Origin of the sequence: Paenibacillus terricola, assembly GCF_014779765.1 — a bacterium.
Taxonomy (GTDB): Bacteria; Bacillota; Bacilli; order Paenibacillales; family Paenibacillaceae; genus Paenibacillus_T; species Paenibacillus_T terricola.
On the sequence record NZ_JACXZA010000002.1, the window covers coordinates 1016783 to 1039197 of the forward strand.

The following is a 22415-nucleotide window of genomic DNA, read 5'->3' on the forward strand; positions in this document are numbered from 1 at the left end:
TCCTCTACGATTGTCTCGCTTGAATGTTGGTGGTGAATTCGTATGATTTGAATCCGCCGTTATCCGATGAGTGTGTTAAGATATTCCCGTCCTCAGGTATTCCCTCAAAATACGCTCCGATACACCCCGTCGTACATCTGTGTCCAGAAATCAATATATTCAACTCTTCATTCCTGTGCTGTGCATCCAGCTCTCTCATGAAGTTAAACACTCTTGCGATGAATGCGCGAATATCTTCAACGCCATTATAGAAATTTGAATCGGGTACGACGCCGTCAAGCTTCACTTCGTTTCTCGTTAATCCGTCCGCATCACCGAGATCAAATACATCGAGCCGGTCATCCACGATTGCCTTCAAACCTGTTGCGATCTCTGCTGTTTCGATCGCTCTTGCTTGAGGCGAAGAGAAGACATAATCAAATTTAACATCTTGGAGCGTTACTCTCAAATGTTCGGCTTGGCTGATTCCGAGCTCATTCAACGGCAATCCCTGCCTGCCTTGCAGTTTGCCCTCACGGTTCCAATCCGTCTGTCCATGTCTGACGACGTAGATCATTTCGCTTCCTCCCCTTAGCCTGCGTTATCGTACAGATGAAAGGTCAACATCTCCAATGTATGAAGGTTCATCCCCTTAATTTTTTTAATCATAACATGAAACGATTTGATTAAAAGACCAAATGTAAATTTCTTCAATTCGAACCAAACAAATAATGCTCCTCAACGATTCCCATCGTCGAAGAGCATTGTAATTGTTAATGTATTAATTACCCGTATATTCAAACCAATCGAAGTCCGCTACATTATCGCTTACTTGTCCATTGCTGCTGGCATACATGCCAAGGCAAGCGCCTACGAAGCCGCCAGCCACGTCTGTGCTGAGAATTCGGCCGTCCACGTTCTCGGCAAGCGGCAGATACTCCTCTGCTTGCGCTCCATAGTAGAAGGAGTAATTCTGCTCATGTGCTTCGATTGTCAAATACAGCTTGTCCGCAGCGACTGCCTGTTCAGCCAGCACTTCGTCTTTGCCGTCCGTACATTTGGTCAAGCGAATAACCTTCTTGCCGCCCGATAGAAGAACCTCGCAGCGGAAATGGTATTTGCTGCTCTGCAGCAGCACGACACCAGCCGACTCATGCTCCGTGCGCGGCGAGAACTCCAACACAGTACGTGCGTTGAAATGAATGTGCTGTTGGCGTCTGCCTACGAAGCTCGGTTGAACATTCTCCTTGAGCGTCTGCGGACGCAGCTTCAGTCGAAGATGGCCAGGACGTTCTTCGAGACTCATGAATGGCTCTCTTGGCGTGCGAAGGAGCAGCCACTGCATGCCAAGCTCCGTTGCATCGAAGTTGTCGCAAGCCGGAGGCTGTATCCACCGCTGCTCCGGCAGGTTCGGACGCACCTCTTCCATCTCGACAATGGATTTGCCCGGTTTCACGACTGGCCAACCTTCCTCCCATGTGAATGGAACAAGGAATGTCTCGCGGCCAAGGTTGCGATAATATCCGCCATATGGACGGGAAGCAAGCAGAACCATCCACCACTCGCCATTCGGCGTCTCTACAATATCGGAGTGACCAACGTTGACGATCGGGTAGTCGTTGCCCAGATGACGGTGTGTGAGGACCGGATTTTTCTTATAACCGACATACGGTCCGAATATATTTTCGCTTCGAGCAACGGAAATGGCATGATCCGGTCCCGTGCCACCTTCCGAGATGAGCAGATAATAATAGCCGTTGATTTTGTAAGTATGCGGGCCTTCCGGCCATACGGCATCGCGCAGTGCACCACGCCATAACGAATGCGTCTCGCCGACGAGTTTCATCGTGTTCAAATCAAGCTCCTGGATCCATATCTCCCAGTTGCCGAAATATTGAGGACCCTCAGGTGCCGGGCGTGTACCAGTGTAGTACGCTTTGCCATCCTCATCGAAGAATAAGGATGGGTCGATCCCTTCGGATTCCAGCCAGTATGGATCGGACCAAGGCCCGGCAGGATCGGTAGCCGTAACGATGAAGTTACCTTTCTTGCCAACATTCGTATTAATGACATAGAATGTGCCCTCGTGGTACCGAATCGTTGGTGCAAACACACCTTCGGATGGCCTCAAGCCATCTAGATCAAGCTGAGACGGCCGGTCCAGCACATGGCCGATCTGTCTCCAGTTCACGAGATCCTTACTGTGAAAAATAGGAATTCCCGGGAAATATTCGAACGTCGAAGTGACCAAATAGTAATCATCGCCAACTCTGCACATGGACGGATCAGGATAAAACCCAGGTAAAATAGGATTTTTGAACGTTGTCATCCTCTATCACTCTTTCTGGTTTCAATTTATCCTTCGATGATAGACTGTTCAAGCTTCACCAACAACCTGCCAAACTCTAGTACATGCATGACGAATTATAGGTTATACCCTACGATCATTAGACATTGAAGGCAATAAGAGCACCTTCCCTTTCTGTCCTCGTTGTTCGGCCGCGCTTATCGCTGCGTGGTATTCGTCCAGCTCGAAACGTCCTCTTGCTTGTTGAATCTTTATCTGATTGTTCATCAGTAAGTGGAAGAGGTGTTCAAATGTGGAGTGCCACTGCGCATGCGAAGCTTCTTGCATCCACCTTTTAAGCCAGTATGGTTTTACATTAATGGAAGGAAGCTGCCTATTCACATTCATCCAATCAATCGAAATACCCGACAACAGACCAATGCTCAATACGGTTCCGCCAGGACGAATGCAGTTCATCAGATCTTCGGCATCCGCCCCGCCGATACTATCAATCCCCGCCGTTGCTCCCACCCCAGACGTAATCTCCATTACGCGATCTCTTATAGAACCTTGAGATGAGTCAAGCACCTGCCAAGCTCCGAGCGAATGCAACTCTTCGGCATGTGCGCTGTTGCGCACAATTGCAATTAACTTGAATCCGATGAGACGAGCGAATTGAGCAAATAATCGGCCAATCGCAGATCCGCAAGCATTAACGAGAAGCACGTCTTCATGCGTTAGCTTAAGTTCATCCGAACAAATCACCCACGTCGTAACGGGGTTGATATACATTTGACTTGCTGTCTCGTCATCAACAGAATCGGGAACCGGAATTGCATATTGCGCCTTAGTGGTGACATAAGCCTGCCAAGTGCCTTCACCCCGCAAGGGCAGCACCCGGCGGCCTAATAAAGAAACGTGATTTGGTGATCCAACCTCCTCGACAACCCCAACGCCCTCATATCCGGGTATTGCCGGCAGATGGATACGATGCTTGTAAGCGCCTCGTATCGGGATTAAGTCAGAGGGATTGATCGGACTGGCTAACATTCGAACCAACACCTCATCTTGATCAAGTGAAGCAGGTGCTCGATTCACAAGCTGGAGGACCTCCCGAGGATCGCCAAAAGAATCATAGCGTAAAGAAACAAAAGGATGAATGATTGCTCTCTCCTTGCTTAACGGTTCAATTCCATACCAGCACAACCGCCGCTTCTACTATACGCTGCTTGCTTCCTTGAACTTATCAAGACACGCCTTGCATATGCAAGATACATCAATTTGATCTTTCGGTACGAGCTTGAAGATCTCCTGCGGGAAGTACTCCTTGCTGCACCAACATGCATTCGGATTACCCGTGACATTCCCGCATCGATTGTCGCTGCTGCAGATTGGGCATTTGGCCGCCGTTTGATCGTTCATGTTTCACACCTGCTTTTATCATAATCTACTAATCCTATCATACTTGTACATTCAATTTGTTTCCAGCAGGCTCCAGTAATTTGACTGAATCTACCCGAGCGTCCTCCAGTCCCGCCACTCCCTGCGATCATTCACTTCATAAATTTCATTCTCGCGATTGACGAATCGGTGAATATACAGCTCTCTGCGAATCGTCGCGAAGTCTTCATTCAGCGGCTTAATGAACGCATTGATCTCCTTCTCTGTATAGATCTTATCGGCATCCAGTTGGTTCGTCAGATGCTCCAGTACGATCAACTTCTTCTTCAGCTGTGCCGGAAGATGTTTAATGCAGCACTGCTCGGTTATAAAACTTCGGAGCACCGAGCGCTGCAGCTTCTCGTTTGCGGTTATCCCATTAGCGGCTTGTTCTGTCATATTGATACCTCCAACTATCGAAATTCGATATTCGTCTAATTAGATGATATTCAAATTAGATTCGGGTGTCAACAATTGTATGCGTCGAGGTTTGACTTAATTGTATTTACAGAATGCAAACAAGCTATTATTATAGGATTACAACTTGTACACAAGTATACTTGTAGACTTAATAGAGGTGAACACGATGAAACTAGGCATGATAGGTCTTGGCAAAATGGGTTATAATCTCGTACAAAATATGCTCCTTCATCAGCATGAAGTCGTTGTTAACGACGTGAATCCTGATCCCGGCAAGCAATTAGCGGAGCAAGGCGCCGAATTTGCCGCATCGATCGAAGAACTCGTTGCGAAGCTGGCCTCCCCTCGTATTGTATGGATCATGGTCCCTGCGGGCTCAATCGTCGATCAAGTAATCGACAAGGTCATTCCGATGCTGGAGATTGGCGATATCATCATCGATGGCGGTAATTCGCACTATAAACAATCACTCGCTCGTGCTGAGAAGCTTGCCGCACACGGCATCCATTTCTTCGATGTAGGTACGTCGGGCGGTACGAATGGCGCAGCGCATGGCGGCTGCTTCATGATTGGCGGCGACCAAGCTGCGTTCGCGACAATCGAACCTATTTTCCAAGACATAGCGGTCGAACGTGGGTATCTGTATGCAGGCAAAAGCGGCAGCGGTCACTATCTGAAGATGGTTCATAACGGCATCGAATATGGCATGATGCAATCCATCGCAGAAGGCTTCGAGCTGCTGTCGAAGAGCGAATTTGACTTCAACTACGAGCAGGTTGCGCGTGTGGTCCAATGGCTCGGTTATTCGCAGCTGGCTGATGGAACTAACGGAGAACGCGTTCTCGAAAGATGCGAACTTGGACGGCATTCGCGGCGTCATGAAGAGCTCCGGCGAAGGCAAATGGACGGTTGAAGCCGCGCTTGATCTCGAAGTCAGCACGCCGGTCATTGCGCTGTCGCTCCTGATGAGATACCGCTCGCTTGAAGCGGATACGTTCCACGGCAAGGTTGTTGCTGCGCTTCGCAATGAGTTCGGCGGCCACGCTGTTGAGCGTGCAGAATAACAAACATCCGTTCTCCTCATAGAATCGTTATGCGAATCTGTGTTAAAATCGGTAAATACATACCGTTCTTAACCGTTCGAAAATGATCGATATAGGAGAGTTGACTTATATGCGTTATCCTACTGCTTGGCTGCAAGGGTCTTCCCTGGGGGAATCCATTGCTTGTGAATTAAGACTGCAGATCATCAATGGCACGATCAAACAAGGCGAGAAATTGTCCGAGAATCGGATTGCTGCAGATTTTAACACGAGCAGATCCCCAGTGCGGGAAGCGCTCAAGACATTGTCCAACGAAGGACTTATTCGTCTGGAACGGATGGGTGCCGTTGTACTCGGATTGAGCATACAAGATCTGCAGGAGCTTTATGATGTCCGATATCTGATTGAGAGCTTCGCCCAGCAGCGTCTGGCTAATGGAAACCATGATTCACTGCTTGCGAACCTGAAGCAAATCATTGATAAAATGGAGCTTGCCATCAAATACAATGATGCTGTCGAGTTCTCGCATCTGGATTTCCGTTTTCATGAGGCGATGGTTGTAGAGGCTCAACATACACGTATCCACCATCTATGGAGAAGCATCCGTCATATTGTGCTGACTGTCATGCTTATTACGACGGACGTTGTTTTCGCTGAAGGGGAACGTAAACTTCTTCAAGTGATCGAGAAGCATCGAGGCATTATCCAAGCATTAGAGTCAAGAGATGTGAATGTGATTCAGAAGGTTGTGCAAGACTACTTCGCAGATTCCAACATAACGCTTCATAGCAGCATATCGTAATCGTTGTTGGCGCGGTAAAAAAGGAAAGCGCTTGAATTAAAGCGTTCGTCCACGTTGTCGACAAGTATACAATATGCGACTCATTTATTTTGTTGAAAGCGTTCTATGATGGAAATGCTGAAAGTGATATCGATCTGGATAATAACAGGAGGCAGCATCATGAACACGATATTTGGCTTCAGTCACAATGTTACCTTGTTAATATGGGCATTGGTTTCCATCGTATTTCTGGTTGTGCTTATCGCGAAATACAAGTGGAATCCATTCGTCACTCTGCTTATCTCCTCCCTGCTGTTAGGTTTCCTTGCGGGGATGAAGCCGGATGAAGTCATCAAATCCATAACCGGCGGGTTAGGCGGCACTTTAGGAACGATCGCCATCGTCATCGGTCTTGGTACCATGCTTGGCAAAATGATGGCGGAATCAGGCGGCGCCGAACGGATCGCGACCACAATGGTCGATCGATTCGGGGAGAAGCGCGTACACTGGGCGATGATGATCGTCGGTTTCATTGTCGGTATCCCGGTATTCTTCGAAGTCGGGGTCATTCTTCTTATCCCGATTGTATTCATCGTAGCTCGCAAGACGAGAATGTCTCTGCTGCAGATCGGCATTCCTGTTCTCGCTGGTCTTTCCACTGTACACGGGCTCGTTCCGCCCCATCCGGCACCAATGATCGCAATTGATGCGTATCAAGCGGATCTTGGCAAGACGATTCTGTATTCGATCATCATCGGTCTCCCTACTGCTATTATCGCGGGACCTGTGTTTGGTAAATTCATTGGCCGAAGAATTCAAGTCGAGCCGCCAGCCAACTTGGCTGAGCAATTCACGACCAAAGAAAATCGCAATCTGCCTGGCTTCGGCATTACGTTGTTCACGATTCTGCTCCCTGTTATCTTGATGCTAATTGGCTCCATTGCCAACATCATCGATCCAGATGCAACCAGCCAATTCACGGTATTCTGTGAATTTATCGGCCATGAGATTATCGCTCTGCTGATCGCTGTCGTGTTCGCCTTCTTCTCGCTTGGATTCGCAAGAGGCTTCTCGAAGGAAGATGTTTCCCGCTTCACAAGCGAATGCTTGGCTCCTACGGCGACTATCATTCTGATCATCGGTGCAGGCGGTGCGTTCAAGCAAGTATTGATTAACAGCGGTGTCGGTGGTGCGATTGCGGATATTGCAACGCAAGCGAACGTGAACATTATCTTCTTCGCTTGGTTCGTTGCTGCGCTCATCCGTGTGGCAACAGGTTCAGCAACTGTAGCAATGACGACGGCAGCGGGCATTATTGCACCTGTACTCGGTCAGAACCCAGACACGAACGTTGAGCTTGTAGTGCTTGCAACGGGCGCTGGCTCCCTCGTGCTCTCCCATGTCAACGACGCCGGTTTCTGGATGGTGAAAGAATTCTTCAATATGACCGTTCCGCAAACGTTGAAATCGTGGACGGTGATGGAGACGCTGCTATCGGTTGTTGGCCTAGTATTGATTCTTCTGCTTAGTACGGTAGTATAAGAAGAGGAACTGGGCAATTTTCACAGGAAAGAGGGTTCATCCATTGAGTCAGCCTTACTATATGATTGGCGTTGATATCGGAACAACTAGCACCAAAGCTGTGATGTTCGAAGAAAACGGGAAGGTTGTAACCAAGGCGGACGAGGGTTATCCCTTGTTTACTCCTTCTTCTTCTGTAGCGGAGCAAGATCCGGATCAGATCTTCGGCGCTGTCGTCCACGTATTGAAGATGGTTATGGCGCAAAGCGGCGCGAAGCCGGAACAAGTGATGTTCGTCTCCTTCAGCTCGGCGATGCATAGCGTCATCGTCGTCGATGCGGATGGCAAACCGCTGACGAACTGCATCACTTGGGGCGATAACCGAAGTGCTGCTTGGACGGAGCGTCTGAAGCGTGAGATGAACGGGCACGAGATCTACCTGCGGACAGGGACACCGATTCACCCGATGTCCCCTCTCTCCAAGTTGATGTGGCTTCGCCACGATCAATCGGACTTATTCGAGAAGGCTTATAAATTCATTTCGATCAAAGAGTATGTATTCGCGAAGCTGTTCAACGAATACGTCATCGACCATTCCATCGCTTCCGCAACGGGGATGATGAATCTCGAGAAGCTGGATTGGGATGAAGAAGCGCTGTCGCTGGCAGGTGTTACGAGCGAGAAGTTGTCTAAGCTTGTGCCAACGACTCATACGCTAAGCGGGATGTCTGCTGTCTACGCTGAAGAAATGGGACTTGCTCCTTCCACTCCATTCGTTATAGGAGCCAGCGATGGGGTTCTTTCCAACCTCGGAGTGAATGCGATCAAGCCAGGTGTTGTCGCGGCGACGATCGGGACGAGCGGTGCCATTCGCACGGTTGTGAATAAGCCAGTTACCGATCCGAAGGGCAGATTTTTCTGTTATGCGTTAACGGAAGATCTGTGGGTCATTGGCGGTCCGGTCAACAATGGCGGCATGCTGCTCCGCTGGGCAAGAGATGAATTCGCGGCATCGGAAGTCGAGACGGCTAAGCGGCTCGGGATGGATTCTTATGATCTCATCATGCAGATCGTAGAGAAAGTAGGACCAGGAGCAGACGGTCTTCTATTCCACCCTTATCTGACCGGCGAACGTGCGCCGCTGTGGAATCCAAACGCGAGAGGGTCTTTCTTTGGTCTTAACATGCACCATAAGAAGGAGCATATGATCCGCGCTGTACTGGAAGGGGTTATTTTCAACCTGTACACGGTATTGCTTGCCATGGAGGAACAGATCGGACGCCCGACTCGAATCCATGCAACAGGCGGGTTCGCCCGCTCGTACCTGTGGCGTCAGATGATGTCGGACATTTTCGACCAAGAAGTCGTCGTGCCCGAGAGCTTCGAAAGCTCGTGCCTTGGCGCTGTTGTCCTTGGCCTCAAGGCCATCGGCCGAGCTGATTCGCTTGAGATCGTGGCTAGCATGGTCGGCTCCACTCATCAGCATCAACCGATCAAGGAGCATGCCGATATCTACCACCAGCTTCTGCCGATCTACATTCAGATTCCTCGCAAGCTCGAAGCCGAATACGAGGCAATCGCGAAGTTTCAGGAACGGGTTGTGAAATAGCTAGTGTGAATGCAGAACAGTCCACCAGTAGGAGGTGGACTGTTTTTTTTACGTATTGACAATATGATGGTTGGTAATCTTAGGATTACGTAAGAAGTTCGTTCGCATGCCTACTCTTCTCAGATCCTTTGCTTTCGATCCCAAGCAGCTGCAGTTGACTGCCTAGCATTGTTCTGATGCCATTCGATTTATCTAATAAAGTTAAATAAAGTAACAAAAAATTTGCATTGTTGAGCGTTTCCAACGTTTTAGCGACCATCTTGATTATTAGCCCCTTGTAGATGTTATTGTTTGTTGTTGCGGTTTGTTTCAACAGCTTCATTATCGCAGCTAATTTTAAACTCAGTTAAAACCATTCACGACCATCCTCAATTACACGGCAAAGAGCAGTCCACATCGAATGTGGACTGCTCTGCAGTTTACGGTTGTTCCTCAATAACCGTTTACCTATTTAACCAGAGATGCAAGAATGACTGCCAATTCTTTTCTCGTTAGCGCATGAGCTTCGCTCTCATTGCTTGCACTGCTATAAGTAATGCCTGTGAATGCAGCATATCGAGTCAGAATCAAATCCATTTGTTTCGATGTAATGCTCGAATTCGGCAGGAAATGTCCGGCCCCATCACCCAACACAATCGCGTTCGTAGACGCCCATCCGACGTATCCGCTGTACCAGCTGCCCTGCTTCACATCCTGGAATGTTGAAGTATCTGCTTGATCAACACCGAGCAAGCGTCCAAGGGCTGTAACGGCTGCTGCACGTGTAACGCTTGCTGAAGGGGAAAAAGTCGTACTGCTCGTGCCAGTCAGAATACCTTTGTCATACAACGTCTTCACGGCCGCATAGGCACTGTCAGTTGGATTGATATCCGTGAACGGCAATCCGCCAATCGTAAAGGAATATTGCGATGTACCTGTATATTCCGCATTATCAGACACGACTGCAACCGTAAGCTGGTACGTACCATCTTCCGTTGGGAGCGTCAACGCATCAATGCCTTCCGATAAGCGAATCGAAGACGAGAAGCTCTCCGATGGAACATCCGTAATGGTAAGCTGAATATCTTCGGATGGAACATCGGCACTAGCTGTTATTTTATTCAGCACAAGCTTCCCGTCTGATGCAACATTCTTAACGCCGCTCCCATCATTCACGCTGAAGGTAACGCGTTTCTTACCGGAAGCTTCAGTAGAAGCCGAAATTCCTGAGAAGCTGTGGACCGTATTCGTAATCGTGAACGCTGTAGAGCCTTCTGCGTTAGCTTGATCTCCTGTTGATGGTTGCGGATTGAAGCCGCCTGTGCCATTCGATGAGCCATCGCCTGTCGGAGGTGTTTCGCCCGTTGGCAGCGTTCCGTTGTTTGTACGATCCGGAGGTGTGAAATTACCGTCCCCCGGAGCAGCGACATCTCCTCTGCCGCCAGGTCCCATACCGCCGAAACCGCCGCCTCCCATCATGCCGAAGCTGTTTCCTGTATATTGCTGTTCAACACCATCGATAAACACATGGTATTCCTTATTCTTGGCAAGTTCAGATGATGAGAAGGTAACACTTTGGAACGCTTTCTCTGCCGTGTGGTTTAGCAGCTCGTTGCCTTCGGCATTCTTCAGCGTGATCACGCTGCCGGCTTTCTGCGTGGAAGCGAATGCGAGCTCAATAAAGGTCTGCTTCGAATTCGTACCTGTAGCATCGTTGCGAGTACCAAGGGCAACGACGGTCCCGCCATTAATCGCGATGTCACTATCGGCATCGATGCCCCCGTCTGGACTGCGATCGTTCGCCATTGTGACGATGGAGCCGCCGTTGATCGTCAAGTAACCATTAGAATCGATGCCATCGCCTTCTGCACCTAAACCGGCATTCACATGAAGATAACCGCCGTTGATCGTCGTAACCGAGATTCCGTCTTCGTTCGTATTAATACCATCATCCTGTGACTCAATGTAGATCTGGCCGCCATTGATGGTCAGATGCAGTTCAGAGTCTAGACCTTCATTCTCACCTGTAATATGCAGCTCGCCTGTCCCTTTCGTCTGACCGGAAATATTCATCGACATGCGGGAGTAGAACGCGCCATCGTACTTATGAAGCTTCTTAGTCGTACCTTCCTTATAGATACGAGCGACATAAGAGCCATTCACTTCATTCACGGAGCCATCGGCAAGCACAACCTGTGCTCCTGCATTCGTCAGATCGGTAATACCTTTCGTATCTTGATCATCGCTGTATGGATCATACACATTGTAGAAAATAACCGCAGGAGCGACAGTTGACGTAATATCAACGCCATCCATAATTAGCGTTACTTTCGCTGTAGGATCAGTCTCTGCTTCTTTACCTAGGTCGACAGCGATTTGTCCAGCAGACAGCGTACCGGATAGACGATATGTACCTGGCTCCGTTATCGTAACAACCGTATGCTTGTCCGCTTCACTGCTCTCATGTGCGTCAGCCGCGGTTCCTTCCCCATAAGATGAGTCATGTCCAGCTTCATAATAAACAATATCTGCACCGGTATAGACGGCAGCTGTAGAGGACGTCGAAGCAGCCTGACCATCTACTGTTACCCCATTATCGGATAATGATATGCTCGTTACGTCACCAGTAGCATCAGCTGCTGCAGCTATATAAGCCGTGGATGAGAGTGTGAGCGCTAGCGCAAGTGTGGTTGAAGTTAATTGCTTAATCATAAACTTAGGACACTTCCTTTCGGATTTGATGTCCCAAGTGTAAATGCGTTTACTTAAACGAAACTTAAATATTTGTAAAGACCGCTATTCGGCGTAAAATACGAAAGACTCCTAACATCCATGTCATTCAACATGAGGAGTAGGAGTCTTTATCACATAGGTGTTTATTAACGACAATCCACTGCGAATTCGATTACTAGCTTTCTGTAATATAGCTCTGGTCTGAATTAGTGTCAGTATGGCTACACGGCATATCAGTCATTAACTTTTCCCGACATAATACGATTCCGTTGGTCCCAAGTAGCTCGCAGCAGGCTTCTTGCCTACCGGATAGATTACAAGCTTCTCGAGTACGAAGCCAGGACTTACCGCATAAATCCGAAGCTGATTTCGTCCTTCCTGGCAGACGATCTGGCTTATGTGGCGTCGAATATTGTCCAGCACGCCAGTAGCCCAATCCCGATTGTATTCGCTCACCTGTTGTCCCCTGACAATCGTGTTCCACACTTGAATTTCGCCTTCGTTCGCTTGAATGCCATAGTGCAGCGTATTGTCTGTCGTTACCGGATTCGAAGGCTGCATATACAACTTGACCTCATAATCGCCAGCTTCTTGCACAACGAATTGGTATTCCAGATAAGGGGCATCTTCGCCCGCTGTGAAATATCGCGTAGTCGGGAACACCTTCATCGCGGATAATGTTCTGCCATACTCCTCGATGAGCTGGAAGCCGGCCGAGTCTTCCTCATACTGTCCCGCATCTTGCTTGATGCAATAGTGCTCAGCCTCGATAGATATATATCCTTCTGTATCGACGAAAATTCCATCCGGTAAGCCGCTCAGATCTGGCAGTTGGGCATCCACGATAATCGTGCAGACGCCGCTAGGAAGCTTTACCTCGATCTCCGCTGCCGATTCGTCATTCATGGCATTCCGGTCGAGCCGAACCGTTATCGTCTCCGATGTTGTATGGATGCCGTCTAATTTTCCCGCATAACTTGAGCATGTCACCCATGACGATTCACAAGTAATTTCGTATGAAGCATCCTGATCGCTGAGACTATAGATCGTGAAGGTTGCCTCCGTTGCATCCGGGCGCTTGAAATCTCTCATATAAAGCTTGTTCAGATGCCAGCCGCTGCCCTCGGATTGCAAGGTACTGCCGTCCAAGGACACACTTAATCTTGGCTTTCGGGCAGGAATGACCTGCATCAGAATCGGATAACGGCATTCGTCTTCATTCCACTTGGTGAAGCCAATATGCTCGGACAAGCCCATGCCATACCACCGCGCTCCATCAATTGCATGGAATTCATCCACGAGTTCCTCATCCCTCTGCATGCAAGCACGGATTTGCTCAGCCAATTGGTTCGCTTCCATCCGATTCAGCCTAGCCGCGTAATGATTCTTACCTGCCAACAGATGCATTCGCTGCAAATTCAAATTTCCCATCGCCGGATAATAGACTAAGGAGAAGAAAGCTGGCATTGCCTCTTCGTTCATCTTCGCATGCAGCGCATTGGCTTCAGCCATAAGCTTATCAATCTCAGACAACAATCTGTCTGTCTCCTGATAATGGACCGGATGGTAGACGTCCGCGTTCATCGCCTCGGCTTTGCGATTATGCGTAATCCGCGTATACCCGTCAATAATTCGATGAATGGCCTTCAGTTCTTCTAAATCGCAGAATGCACCGAATTGCTGCTCGATCCACACACGGGTATAGTCATGAGTCTTATTGATTGCATCCGTTCCCCAACGGTCAAAGTCGTACGCCAGATCCAGGAAATACGCGAGCGGAAACTCTTGCGTGGCGATATCGCCTACATTGACGACCCACAGCTCGCGGACGCCAAAATCATAGGCCATGCTCATCTGCTCCCACACCTTCGGCAGATAGCTGCTATTGATCCATTCATAGGAGATCGGGCCGCCATGGTAATCGAAATGATAATACATGCCATATCCGCCGGGATGTGAGCGCATAGCTTCCGTCGGCAGCGTTCGAAGATTGCCGAAGTTGTCATCGCAGAGCATCAGGATAACATCCTCCAGCTCTTTCGATCCGATCAGGCCCGGCGTCTGCTCATCTCCATAGAAGAACGGCTCTACCTCTTTGTACAGCGCCAGCATTCGCGGCACTTGATCCAGGTTCGGGTTCACATGCTCTTTGATCAAATGATTCTGGGTCCGCAGCACGTCTCGCAGCAGTTCGATATTATCGGCAAAAGTAGCTTCCTTCCCCATGATCGCAGTATCGGCTTCGCCACGCATCCCGACTGTAATGACGTTATCGAACTTACCGCTCCGCTTCAGACCGTCTGCCCAGAACCTGGTGATCCCTTCTTCATTCGTTCTGAAGTTCCACGCATCGCCATAGATCGAATCCTTGCCTCTTACATATTTATACTCTTCGCCTTGGCGCAAGCACGGCTCATGATGGGAAGCCCCAACCACTACACCGTACTCGTCCGCTAGCTCCGCATTGGCAAGACCCGGTCCGTCATCGTAAAATCGTGCCGACCACATGGCTGGCCAAATATAGTTGCCCTTCAGGCGCAGCAGCAATTCGAACACATGATCATACGCCTCCGCATTAAACCCGCCGAAACGCTTATGTACCCAAGTGCCGAATGCCGGCCATTCATCATTAATGAAGAATCCTCTATAGCGCACCGACGGCTCTTTGGAAACATATTTGTATCCATTGTCCAGCGACCATTCTTCTAGACGCTTAGGCGGCACATTACTCCAATTCACATAGGGTGATACGCCAAGCATTTCAGACAGACGGAATAAGCCATATATCGTCCCCCGCTTATCACTGCCAGCAATGACGAGCGCACGATCCACTCCATTACCCGGAGCTTCTACAACTTGTAATAAATAAACCTCATTCTTCCCGCGAAGTTCGTGGATATCAATCTTGCCACTTTCGGACAGGCTGTCCAAGATTGGGCTTTTGTCGATTGTTCCATAGATGACCGCACAGGAAGCTAATTGACTCCATTCGTCTGTTGATGTAGGTCGAACGCCAAAGACCAGATCTATATCTTTCTTGATCTTCTCTGCAATGCTGCGAACACCAGCGTACGCTTCCTTTTCCTCAAAAATGAATATGCTTTCATTAATTACATTCTGATTTATTGTAAAATTCATTATTGTTCTCCTTGTATTCAGTTGGGCGGTTTATTCCGCGTATTTATTCCTAATTATACAATCAATTGCGTCATTTTCATTTGTGATAATTAAACATTTATATCGATAAATTAAAGAAGATTGATTTGGATTTATTGGTCGGCAATTGGAAATAACAAGATTATCTTTATTGGAAATAACAAAACGGCTGCCCTGCTTAAGGAAGGGCAACCGCTTCTATTATTTACGACTGTTATCGCATGCCTCTGCCGCCACCGGCACCACCGCGTCCTCCGCCGCCTCCGCGCGACACGGTAATTTCCGTGATTTTCTCGCCATTGACCGTAACGTCGCCGCCATTAAGCTGCGCAGTACCATCCGCATCGAAGGCCGAAGCTCCCTGCACCGTAATGGTGCCTCCATTAATATAGATATCGCCGTTGGCATCGAATGCATCCGTATCGCCGCTTGCCATGTTCACATCAATCGTACCGCCATTGACTTCAATCACGACATTGGAATCCACCTTCTGCGAGGCATTAATGCCATCATCCTGTGCGTTTATCGTAATCTTGCCATCATTGATCTTGATATAGTTGCCTTCGATGCCTTCTTGGCATGTCTCGATGTTAATGGTGCCTCCATCAATTTGAACGATGCTGTTGCCGCGAATGCCATCATCGGCAGCGTTAATATTCAATGATCCGCCATCCATATAGATATACCCGAGGGAAGCATCTTCTTCGTTCTCGCTATGCAGCGCATCCTTGCCGGAATCGATTGTGATCGTTCCATCGTGAATACGAATGGAGTCGTTGGCTTCCAATGAATCTGCAGCGGACTGGATGCTGTATTCCCCTCCAGTGATTATGAGATCATCCTTCGACGAAATCCCGTTTCCTTGACTAGACACGATGTCCAAGCTTCCGGTTCCGTTCATGGTCAGATCGGCTCTTGAGAAAATTACCGCATCCAGATTGGTCTCACCATCTGCCGTGTAAGTACCGGTTACCTGCATATCGTTCTCGCTGTCTGTAGAGGTCACGAACACTTTATCCGCTTCCTTCACATAGATGGCAGGCGAATCATCATTCATAATGCTTACGCCATCTAGAACGATTTGAACCTTCGCATCCTCAGGTGCATCAACCACTACCGTTGCATTCTGCGCCTCGCCGCTTAAGACGTAGACACCCTCTTGATCCAACGTGATATCTTGACCGCTTGTTAGCTTAATCTGCTTAGCAGCTGTTAAATCCGCCGTCTGCTCCAGATCACGATCGCTGAACATATCCGTTGTATCAAGAGCAGAAGTTTCCGTTGGTGCTGCTGTTGTTGCCGGCGTTTCGCTGGTTGATGCAGCAGATTGTGTTGTTGCAACAGAAGTTGTCTCACCGCCGCTGTTAACTTCTGTCTTCGAGCACCCCGCAACAGCTACCGCAACCAAAGCGGCCAATGTAAGCGCGCTTAGTTTTATTATCTTATTGGATTTCATCAATCAACACTCCTTGTATATTCTTAGTGATTCATATGATCTTTACTGGGCTATCGCTTTGATGACTTGCTTCAATCCTAATAGAGCTCACTTAAATCAAACTTAAATGAAAAGAGGAAAGATTCTATTGTGGAGTAAAATAAGCCAAAGCAAAAAAACCTCAGACCTGTTGTCTGAGGGAAACACAATTCATTTTTCAAAATATATGTTTTTAGACTTTGAGTGCTACCTGAATAAAAACACTATAGTCGAAACGATACATTAATCTCTGTTACTCTTCCTTCAATCTGTATAGTCGTGTCATCTCCTTAATTCTTGTACAAAGTTCCGTCCTGATCGCAGTCGGCTCCTGCACTTCAACCAGCGGGCCATAGCTCAATATATTCTGAATCGCTTTCTCTTCCGATGAAAAATACGCTTCGAGCGTCAAGGTACCGTCCGGATTGTTGATCGCTTGCTGGAAGCCGAATTCGTCTAAAACTCGGCTTCGGGCAGCCGGTTGAAACAGCAGCATAGCCCTTACCTTGGAGAAATCCGCCCGCCCCATGAACTCGCGTTCGATATCGTGCAGCGTATAGTCCCTACGCTCGAATAATTCCTCAAGCTCCGTCATCCGAAGAATTCGGCTCAGACGGAATACGCGGAAAGCTCCTCTTGTTCGGCAATATCCGTAGAGATACCACGTATATGCCTTGAGGAAGAGACCCATCGGTTCAATCGTTCGATCCGATTCATTCCCCTTGTTATCTAAGTAACACATATGAATCAAATGCCTATCTTTGATCACCCGTCGCAGCGGCCCAATCTTTGCCTTATCATTCGGATTGGGCTGAAAATCAAGATTGACATGATTATCTGGAACGCTGCTCGGTCGCTCGGGCATCATCGCTCCTATTCGTTCGAGAAGACCATCAAGATCCGAGCCGTCTGTAGCAGAACGTGCCCCGCGCAAAGCCGTCACGATGGCCGCGAAGTCGTCCAAAGATAGCAGTTGCTTATCGATTCGGTAGCCGGACATAATCTCGTAACCTCCATCAGAACCAGCGAAGGACACAATGGGGATGCCCGCGAGATTGATCGCTTCCATATCGCGATATATCGTACGGAGGGAAACCTCGAACCGCTGAGACAGCTCCGTTGCGCTGACACGTGTTTGATTGAGCAAAGCCATCGTTATCGCGAGCAAGCGGTCCAGTTTCATTCCGGGGTCCCCCCTTAATTCATCCCTATCTTTCGATTCGACCAGTTTTTATCTTTCGCCGTACGTCCCCATAAACCCTTCTTAGCGGAAACGACGGAAAAACGATCGGATATCCGAAGTAAGCGTCTCAGGCTCATCGATTGCTGCAAAATGAGTCCCGCGCTCATGTTCCGTCCAGAACACGATGTTCGTATTGTCTCTTTCTGCAAAACGACGGATCGTTCGGAAGTCATTACCGAAGACGGAGATGCCTGTCAGAGCGGCATTCTTCTCCCCTGCTAATGGATTCGTTACATGGGCGTTCTCATAATAGAGACGGGACGACGACTCTGCTGTATTCGTCAGCCAGTAAATCATGACGTTCGTAAGCAGCGCATCTTGGTCTATAAAACCTTCATGATCGCCGAAACCATCGAACATATCGAGAATCCATGATAGCTGACCCACAGGCGAGTCGGACAACGCATATGCTAATGTCTGAGGACGCGTGGATTGAATGACGTTAAAGCCGGCTCGATCTTGAAAAGCTCCAAGAAATTGTAGTCGCGCCCAATCGTCTTGCGACAAACCTTCCATCTCTGCCGGATCGCCGGACGGGAAAGAAAACAGCTGCAGAACATGGATGCCTAGCAGCCCTTCCGTACGCTGAACGCCCAGTTCCCGCGAGACTAATGTACCAACGTCACTGCCATGTGATCCATATTCCATGTAACCGAGCCGCTTCATTAACGTATCCCAAGCTTTGGCTATTCGTGGTATATCCCAACCTTCACCTAGATCAGAGCCGGAGAAACCGAAACCCGGAACCGATGGAATGACTAAGTGGAAAGCATCCTTCGGATTACCGCCATAAGCACTCGGGTTGGAAAGCGGACCAATAACATCAAGGAACTCCGCGATCGAACTTGGCCAAGCATGCGTTAACAGTAACGGAATGGCATCCGGTTCTGGCGATACGATATGCATGAAGTGGATGTTCGCGCCATCGATCGTCGTTGTGAACTGCGGCCAGCTATTCAATCTCGATTCGTGTTTGCGCCAATCGTATTGTTGATTCCAATAAGCAATCAGCTCTTGTACACGCGACAGCTTCGATCCGTATTTCCAGTCTGCAGATTTCGATGCATGCGGCAGACGGCTTAGCGATAAGCGTTGACGTAGATCATCGAGGTCGCTTTGCGGTACGGCGATGTGGAACGGACGAATTTCGGAATCAACCGTTTGCGTCATTTGATTTACATTTGTCATTTTGAACATCCTCCTTATTTTGAGAAGCGTCGTATTTGTTCTCTACTCTTCTCACTATAAAGCTGCGACCCTGACAACATAGTGTCAGGGTGGTTGGAGGAAATTAAGTTTTTTACAGACTTTGGGACAATCTTTGCAGGATTGACTGGATTGCCTGCAACTATCTGTTATCGATTGAGCGTCATTGTATACAAAGACAGGCTGAAAGGAGATGGTCAAATGGACTCCCTAAAACCAGTGAGAAGAAGTTCGCTCCGTGTTTATTTAGGCAAAAAGTATTATCGATTGAGACGTTATTGGGATTGGCACTTCAGCAGTAAATCCTATGCATCCCAGCAAAAGGATTCAATCTTACCGTATCTTATCTTTACACACCAGACTCCTCTGCTTCGGCAGCTCAAAGACGTGGATATGTGGTTGCAGCACAATAAGGTAAAGAACCTTACAATCGCTTCCAATAGGATCAACGGGGTCGTCATTAAACCGGGCGAAACGTTCTCCTACTGGCGTTCAATCGGAAACACAACCAAGCGTAAAGGGTATGTGGATGGTATGATCCTATTTTATGGGAAGGTCACGACAGGTGTAGGCGGAGGATTGTGTCAATTATCAAACCTGATATATTGGATGACATTACACTCGCCACTAACGGTGACTGAACGATACCGGCATAGCTATGATGTGTTCCCTGATTCCAAGCGAAGTCAGCCATTCGGCAGCGGTGCGACATGCGCTTATAATTATCTCGATCTTCAGATCCAGAACGAAACCAATCAGAACTACCAGCTTATCGTTTATTTGACGGACACCCACCTAATTGGCGAATGGAGAGCCGTCCATCCACCAACAGCTAGGTATGAGGTTTATGAACAGGAACACTGGATTACCCGAGCTCATTGGGGCGGTTATGTACGGCATAATACCATTTACAGAAAAATGTACAATTTGGACAACCAGCTTATTGCCGACGAATTCATCACTGACAATCATGCAATTATGATGTATGAACCTCTGCTGCCAGAACATACGACTAAAGCTGAGAATCTGTGACTCATTGGTCATTAATGATTATCAAACCATTTATGAGGCTGAGTTGATTAAATAGGATAAGACTGATGGCCTCTACCATTGCCGCAAGCTGCTTATTTATTTCCGAGTTGTTCCGCCAAACCGATTAGAAGCCCTTCAGTTCCACGAATGTAGCAGAGCTTATACGAGTTCTCGTACTGAACCACTTCGCCAACGATCTGGGCACCATGCTTCGTGAGTCTGGATACCAATTCGTCAATGTCTTCAACGGTGAACATGACGCGTAGATAACCAAGGGCATTAACAGGAGCAGTTCGGTGATCGGATATAGTAGGCGGGTCGATAAATCGCGAAAGCTCAAGTCGGCTGTGGCCATCTGGGGTGATCATCATAGCAATCTCTACTTTCTGTGAACCTAGCCCAGTTACGCGACCAGCCCATTCACCTTCGACGGTAGCTCGCCCTTCAAGCTTCAATCCAATTTCCTCGAAGAAAGATATTGCGTGATCAAGGGATTCTACAACAATTCCAACATTATCCATCCTTAGTAATTTGTTTTGTGTCATCGATTTATCTCCTTATGTAGACGATTATTGAACCGGCCCGACTATAAACAAGTCGGGCCAGTTCTTCTAAAGACATAAATTTATAACTCAGCGATTCTTAGTTTCTCACGAATTAGATCAGATACAAGCCGATCAGGGGATCGCTTCCCCCTTCCGCCCTTCATTCGATTACACAGTACCGCAACGGCAAGGCCATTCGATGCATCGGCATATCCAATCATGCCGCCCAAACCGGCGTAACCGAAAGCTGTCGGGCTACCACCCATGGTATCGCCATCTTGACTAAGGCTATAGCCTAGCCCCAATTTAATGGGAGCGAGCGCAACTTCGTCGACGCCTTCAAAATGCAGTGACGTCGCCTCCATTACGGAGGCTGGCTCGAGCAGACGTCTGCCACTATCCACACCGTGGCCAATCAATGATGCATACATGCACGCTAACGCCTGAGCCGTAGCAACGACATTCACGGCAGGTACTGCCGCTGCATGGAACCACGGCGAATTCCATTCAGGATTTGCAACTGGGACCAGGGCTGGAGGCAGAACTCGTTTGAAAAGCATATCGTCCGGCATGGAAGCAATCGGAACGGCGTCACCGCTAATCTCGGCGATACGGGATTCTGCCTCCGAGGAAGCGCCTAAGTACATACCCTTTTCAATACCTAATGGCTTGCATATCTCGTCGTGAACAATTTGAGCAAAAGTCCGCCCATCTGCTCGGGATGCGGTCTCCCCCAAAATCCAACCAAAAGTCAGACCATGGTAACCAGACTTGCTGCCAGGTTCCCAGATGGGCTCCAGCTTCTCCATTTCACTGACCATCGCTCTCCAGTCCGTGATGAGCCGCATATCCGCGTACGTGGGCATCAAGGGAACTCCTGCCGTATGGGTAAGCACTTGACGGAGAGTAATCTTGTCCTTGCCATTCGCTCCGAATTCAGGCCAGTAACGGGAAATCCGTTCATCATAATCCAATTTGCCCTGTTGGACGAGAATATGAATGGCAGTTGAAACAATGCCTTTGGAACAAGATTGCACAATGAATAAGGTATCGGAGTCAACGGATCGTAGTCCTGCGGAATCCGCACTGCCTGAACAAGCATTCAGAACCAACTCTCCATGCCAATAGGCTGCTGCTTGAAATCCTGCGCCGATATCGTTGTCCGCAAGATCATCTAATAATTGCTGCACATCATTCTGAAGATCTACGAGATTTTGACGTTTTCTATTAAATCGATTGGTCAATGCACTCAACTCCCTTATATGGATTGAACAATAAGGTGCAGAGCCTACCCTTAGAAACGTCATGCTGGCGAACTAAAGATGCATATGTCCGCCCATGCAAAGGCTCGCCCTAAGAATAGGCTTTGCATGAGCCGCGCAGCATGCTGGCAAAGTGATTTGCCATCAAATACGACCACCCTTCATTGGGAATTTATGTTATTGTAATCTTTCCTTTTGTAAAATTCAAATGTTTGGTGCCCATTTTCAATAACATCAACGTAAGAATCGCTATTAGTCCAGCCTCTTAAGACGATTGATGATGATCCATTCCGAAATCGTGAAATTGATAACCAGCCTGCCCAAATATTGACTTCAAACATGATCAAGTATCACCGGAACACCTTGGAACGGCTCGTTCCGATGCCCTGCGATATACACCAAAATGCAGATCGGCGTCACAAGTCGTGTGGTAGCTGCGACCAGAGTCAGGGCATAATTACGGATCATCCACGCGCCGTGTGTACCGAATTGCCTACGCCGGGCGGCCGAATATCCTCTCCATCCGGTAAATAGCCACAGCGCCACCAAGGTCAAAAAGGTCATTTGACGAACATAGCTTTCCGTGTACATGCCGAAGACGAGCCCGGAAACGCTGCCGACGGCCACGAAGCCAAGATAGAACCGTCCGACCATGCGGTGTATGTGCGGCCGTATGGACCGTAGGCCGGGAATTGTCGAATGCGG

At 48.5% G+C, this 22415-nt stretch carries 17 protein-coding genes and 1 pseudogene; 5 read left to right on the forward strand and 13 right to left on the reverse strand.

The genetic code is table 11. The features are described from left to right. Nucleotides 1-4: 4 nt before the first annotated feature. The 5 genes from H8B09_RS11960 to H8B09_RS11980 form a co-directional block, all read right to left on the reverse strand. Nucleotides 5-556, reverse strand: coding sequence for a histidine phosphatase family protein (locus H8B09_RS11960; protein WP_191203701.1), 552 nt, complete (start codon nucleotides 554-556; stop codon nucleotides 5-7). 204 nt (nucleotides 557-760) lie between these two features. Next, complete coding sequence (locus H8B09_RS11965; RefSeq protein WP_191203702.1) at nucleotides 761-2308, reverse strand: glycoside hydrolase family 43 protein; 1548 nt, start codon at nucleotides 2306-2308, stop codon at nucleotides 761-763. A 102-nt stretch (nucleotides 2309-2410) separates the two neighbouring features. Further along, nucleotides 2411-3364 (reverse strand): zinc-dependent alcohol dehydrogenase family protein, encoded by a 954-nt coding sequence (locus H8B09_RS11970; protein WP_318152594.1) that lies wholly within the window; start codon nucleotides 3362-3364, stop codon nucleotides 2411-2413. 120 nt (nucleotides 3365-3484) lie between these two features. Further along, on the reverse strand, nucleotides 3485-3688 hold the full coding sequence (locus tag H8B09_RS11975; protein ID WP_191203703.1) for a cysteine-rich CWC family protein: 204 nt from the start codon (nucleotides 3686-3688) through the stop codon (nucleotides 3485-3487). Nucleotides 3689-3778: 90 nt separating this feature from the next. Continuing rightward, nucleotides 3779-4105 carry a DUF2087 domain-containing protein gene (locus tag H8B09_RS11980; RefSeq protein ID WP_191203704.1) on the reverse strand — a complete coding sequence of 109 codons (327 nt, stop codon included), beginning with the start codon at nucleotides 4103-4105 and terminating at the stop codon, nucleotides 3779-3781. Nucleotides 4106-4292: 187 nt separating this feature from the next. On the opposite strand from H8B09_RS11980, the pseudogene gnd reads away from it, so the two are divergent. The 4 genes and pseudogenes from gnd (at nucleotide 4293) to gntK (ending at nucleotide 9080) form a co-directional block, all read left to right on the forward strand. Continuing rightward, nucleotides 4293-5190: pseudogene (gene gnd, locus H8B09_RS11985) on the forward strand (phosphogluconate dehydrogenase (NAD(+)-dependent, decarboxylating)). Nucleotides 5191-5299: 109 nt separating this feature from the next. Further along, nucleotides 5300-5971 carry a GntR family transcriptional regulator gene (locus H8B09_RS11990; RefSeq protein WP_191203705.1) on the forward strand — a complete coding sequence of 224 codons (672 nt, stop codon included), beginning with the start codon at nucleotides 5300-5302 and terminating at the stop codon, nucleotides 5969-5971. A gap of 159 nt (nucleotides 5972-6130) precedes the next feature. After that, nucleotides 6131-7492, forward strand: a complete 1362-nt coding sequence (locus tag H8B09_RS11995; protein ID WP_191203706.1) for a GntP family permease — start codon at nucleotides 6131-6133, stop codon at nucleotides 7490-7492. A 43-nt stretch (nucleotides 7493-7535) separates the two neighbouring features. Further along, nucleotides 7536-9080 carry a gluconokinase gene (gene gntK, locus H8B09_RS12000; RefSeq protein WP_224753481.1) on the forward strand — a complete coding sequence of 515 codons (1545 nt, stop codon included), beginning with the start codon at nucleotides 7536-7538 and terminating at the stop codon, nucleotides 9078-9080. A gap of 447 nt (nucleotides 9081-9527) precedes the next feature. Here the strand turns inward: gntK and H8B09_RS12005 are convergent, their stop codons facing one another. The 5 genes from H8B09_RS12005 to H8B09_RS12025 form a co-directional block, all read right to left on the reverse strand. Next, on the reverse strand, nucleotides 9528-11771 hold the full coding sequence (locus tag H8B09_RS12005; protein ID WP_191203707.1) for a carbohydrate-binding domain-containing protein: 2244 nt from the start codon (nucleotides 11769-11771) through the stop codon (nucleotides 9528-9530). A 261-nt stretch (nucleotides 11772-12032) separates the two neighbouring features. Further along, on the reverse strand, nucleotides 12033-14930 hold the full coding sequence (locus tag H8B09_RS12010; protein WP_191203708.1) for a glycosyl hydrolase 115 family protein: 2898 nt from the start codon (nucleotides 14928-14930) through the stop codon (nucleotides 12033-12035). A 232-nt stretch (nucleotides 14931-15162) separates the two neighbouring features. After that, complete coding sequence (locus tag H8B09_RS12015; protein ID WP_224753482.1) at nucleotides 15163-16404, reverse strand: carbohydrate-binding domain-containing protein; 1242 nt, start codon at nucleotides 16402-16404, stop codon at nucleotides 15163-15165. A gap of 271 nt (nucleotides 16405-16675) precedes the next feature. Next, a complete protein-coding gene (locus tag H8B09_RS12020) occupies nucleotides 16676-17605 on the reverse strand; it encodes a helix-turn-helix transcriptional regulator (RefSeq protein ID WP_191203709.1) in 930 nt (309 codons plus the stop codon). An 81-nt stretch (nucleotides 17606-17686) separates the two neighbouring features. Then, nucleotides 17687-18853: an epoxide hydrolase family protein gene (locus H8B09_RS12025; protein ID WP_191203710.1), complete on the reverse strand. Its 1167-nt coding sequence runs from the start codon at nucleotides 18851-18853 to the stop codon at nucleotides 17687-17689. A gap of 219 nt (nucleotides 18854-19072) precedes the next feature. On the opposite strand from H8B09_RS12025, the gene H8B09_RS12030 reads away from it, so the two are divergent. Continuing rightward, nucleotides 19073-19903, forward strand: a complete 831-nt coding sequence (locus tag H8B09_RS12030) for a VanW family protein (protein WP_191203827.1) — start codon at nucleotides 19073-19075, stop codon at nucleotides 19901-19903. 92 nt (nucleotides 19904-19995) lie between these two features. Here the strand turns inward: H8B09_RS12030 and H8B09_RS12035 are convergent, their stop codons facing one another. The 3 genes from H8B09_RS12035 to H8B09_RS31240 all read right to left on the reverse strand — a co-directional run bounded on the left by H8B09_RS12035 (nucleotide 19996) and on the right by H8B09_RS31240 (nucleotide 22403). Next, nucleotides 19996-20448 carry a VOC family protein gene (locus H8B09_RS12035; RefSeq protein ID WP_191203711.1) on the reverse strand — a complete coding sequence of 151 codons (453 nt, stop codon included), beginning with the start codon at nucleotides 20446-20448 and terminating at the stop codon, nucleotides 19996-19998. 80 nt (nucleotides 20449-20528) lie between these two features. After that, nucleotides 20529-21692 carry a serine hydrolase domain-containing protein gene (locus H8B09_RS12040; RefSeq protein ID WP_224753483.1) on the reverse strand — a complete coding sequence of 388 codons (1164 nt, stop codon included), beginning with the start codon at nucleotides 21690-21692 and terminating at the stop codon, nucleotides 20529-20531. 351 nt (nucleotides 21693-22043) lie between these two features. After that, nucleotides 22044-22403 carry a DUF2306 domain-containing protein gene (locus H8B09_RS31240; RefSeq protein ID WP_397376066.1) on the reverse strand — a complete coding sequence of 120 codons (360 nt, stop codon included), beginning with the start codon at nucleotides 22401-22403 and terminating at the stop codon, nucleotides 22044-22046. Between the last annotated feature and the right edge of the window lie 12 nt (nucleotides 22404-22415).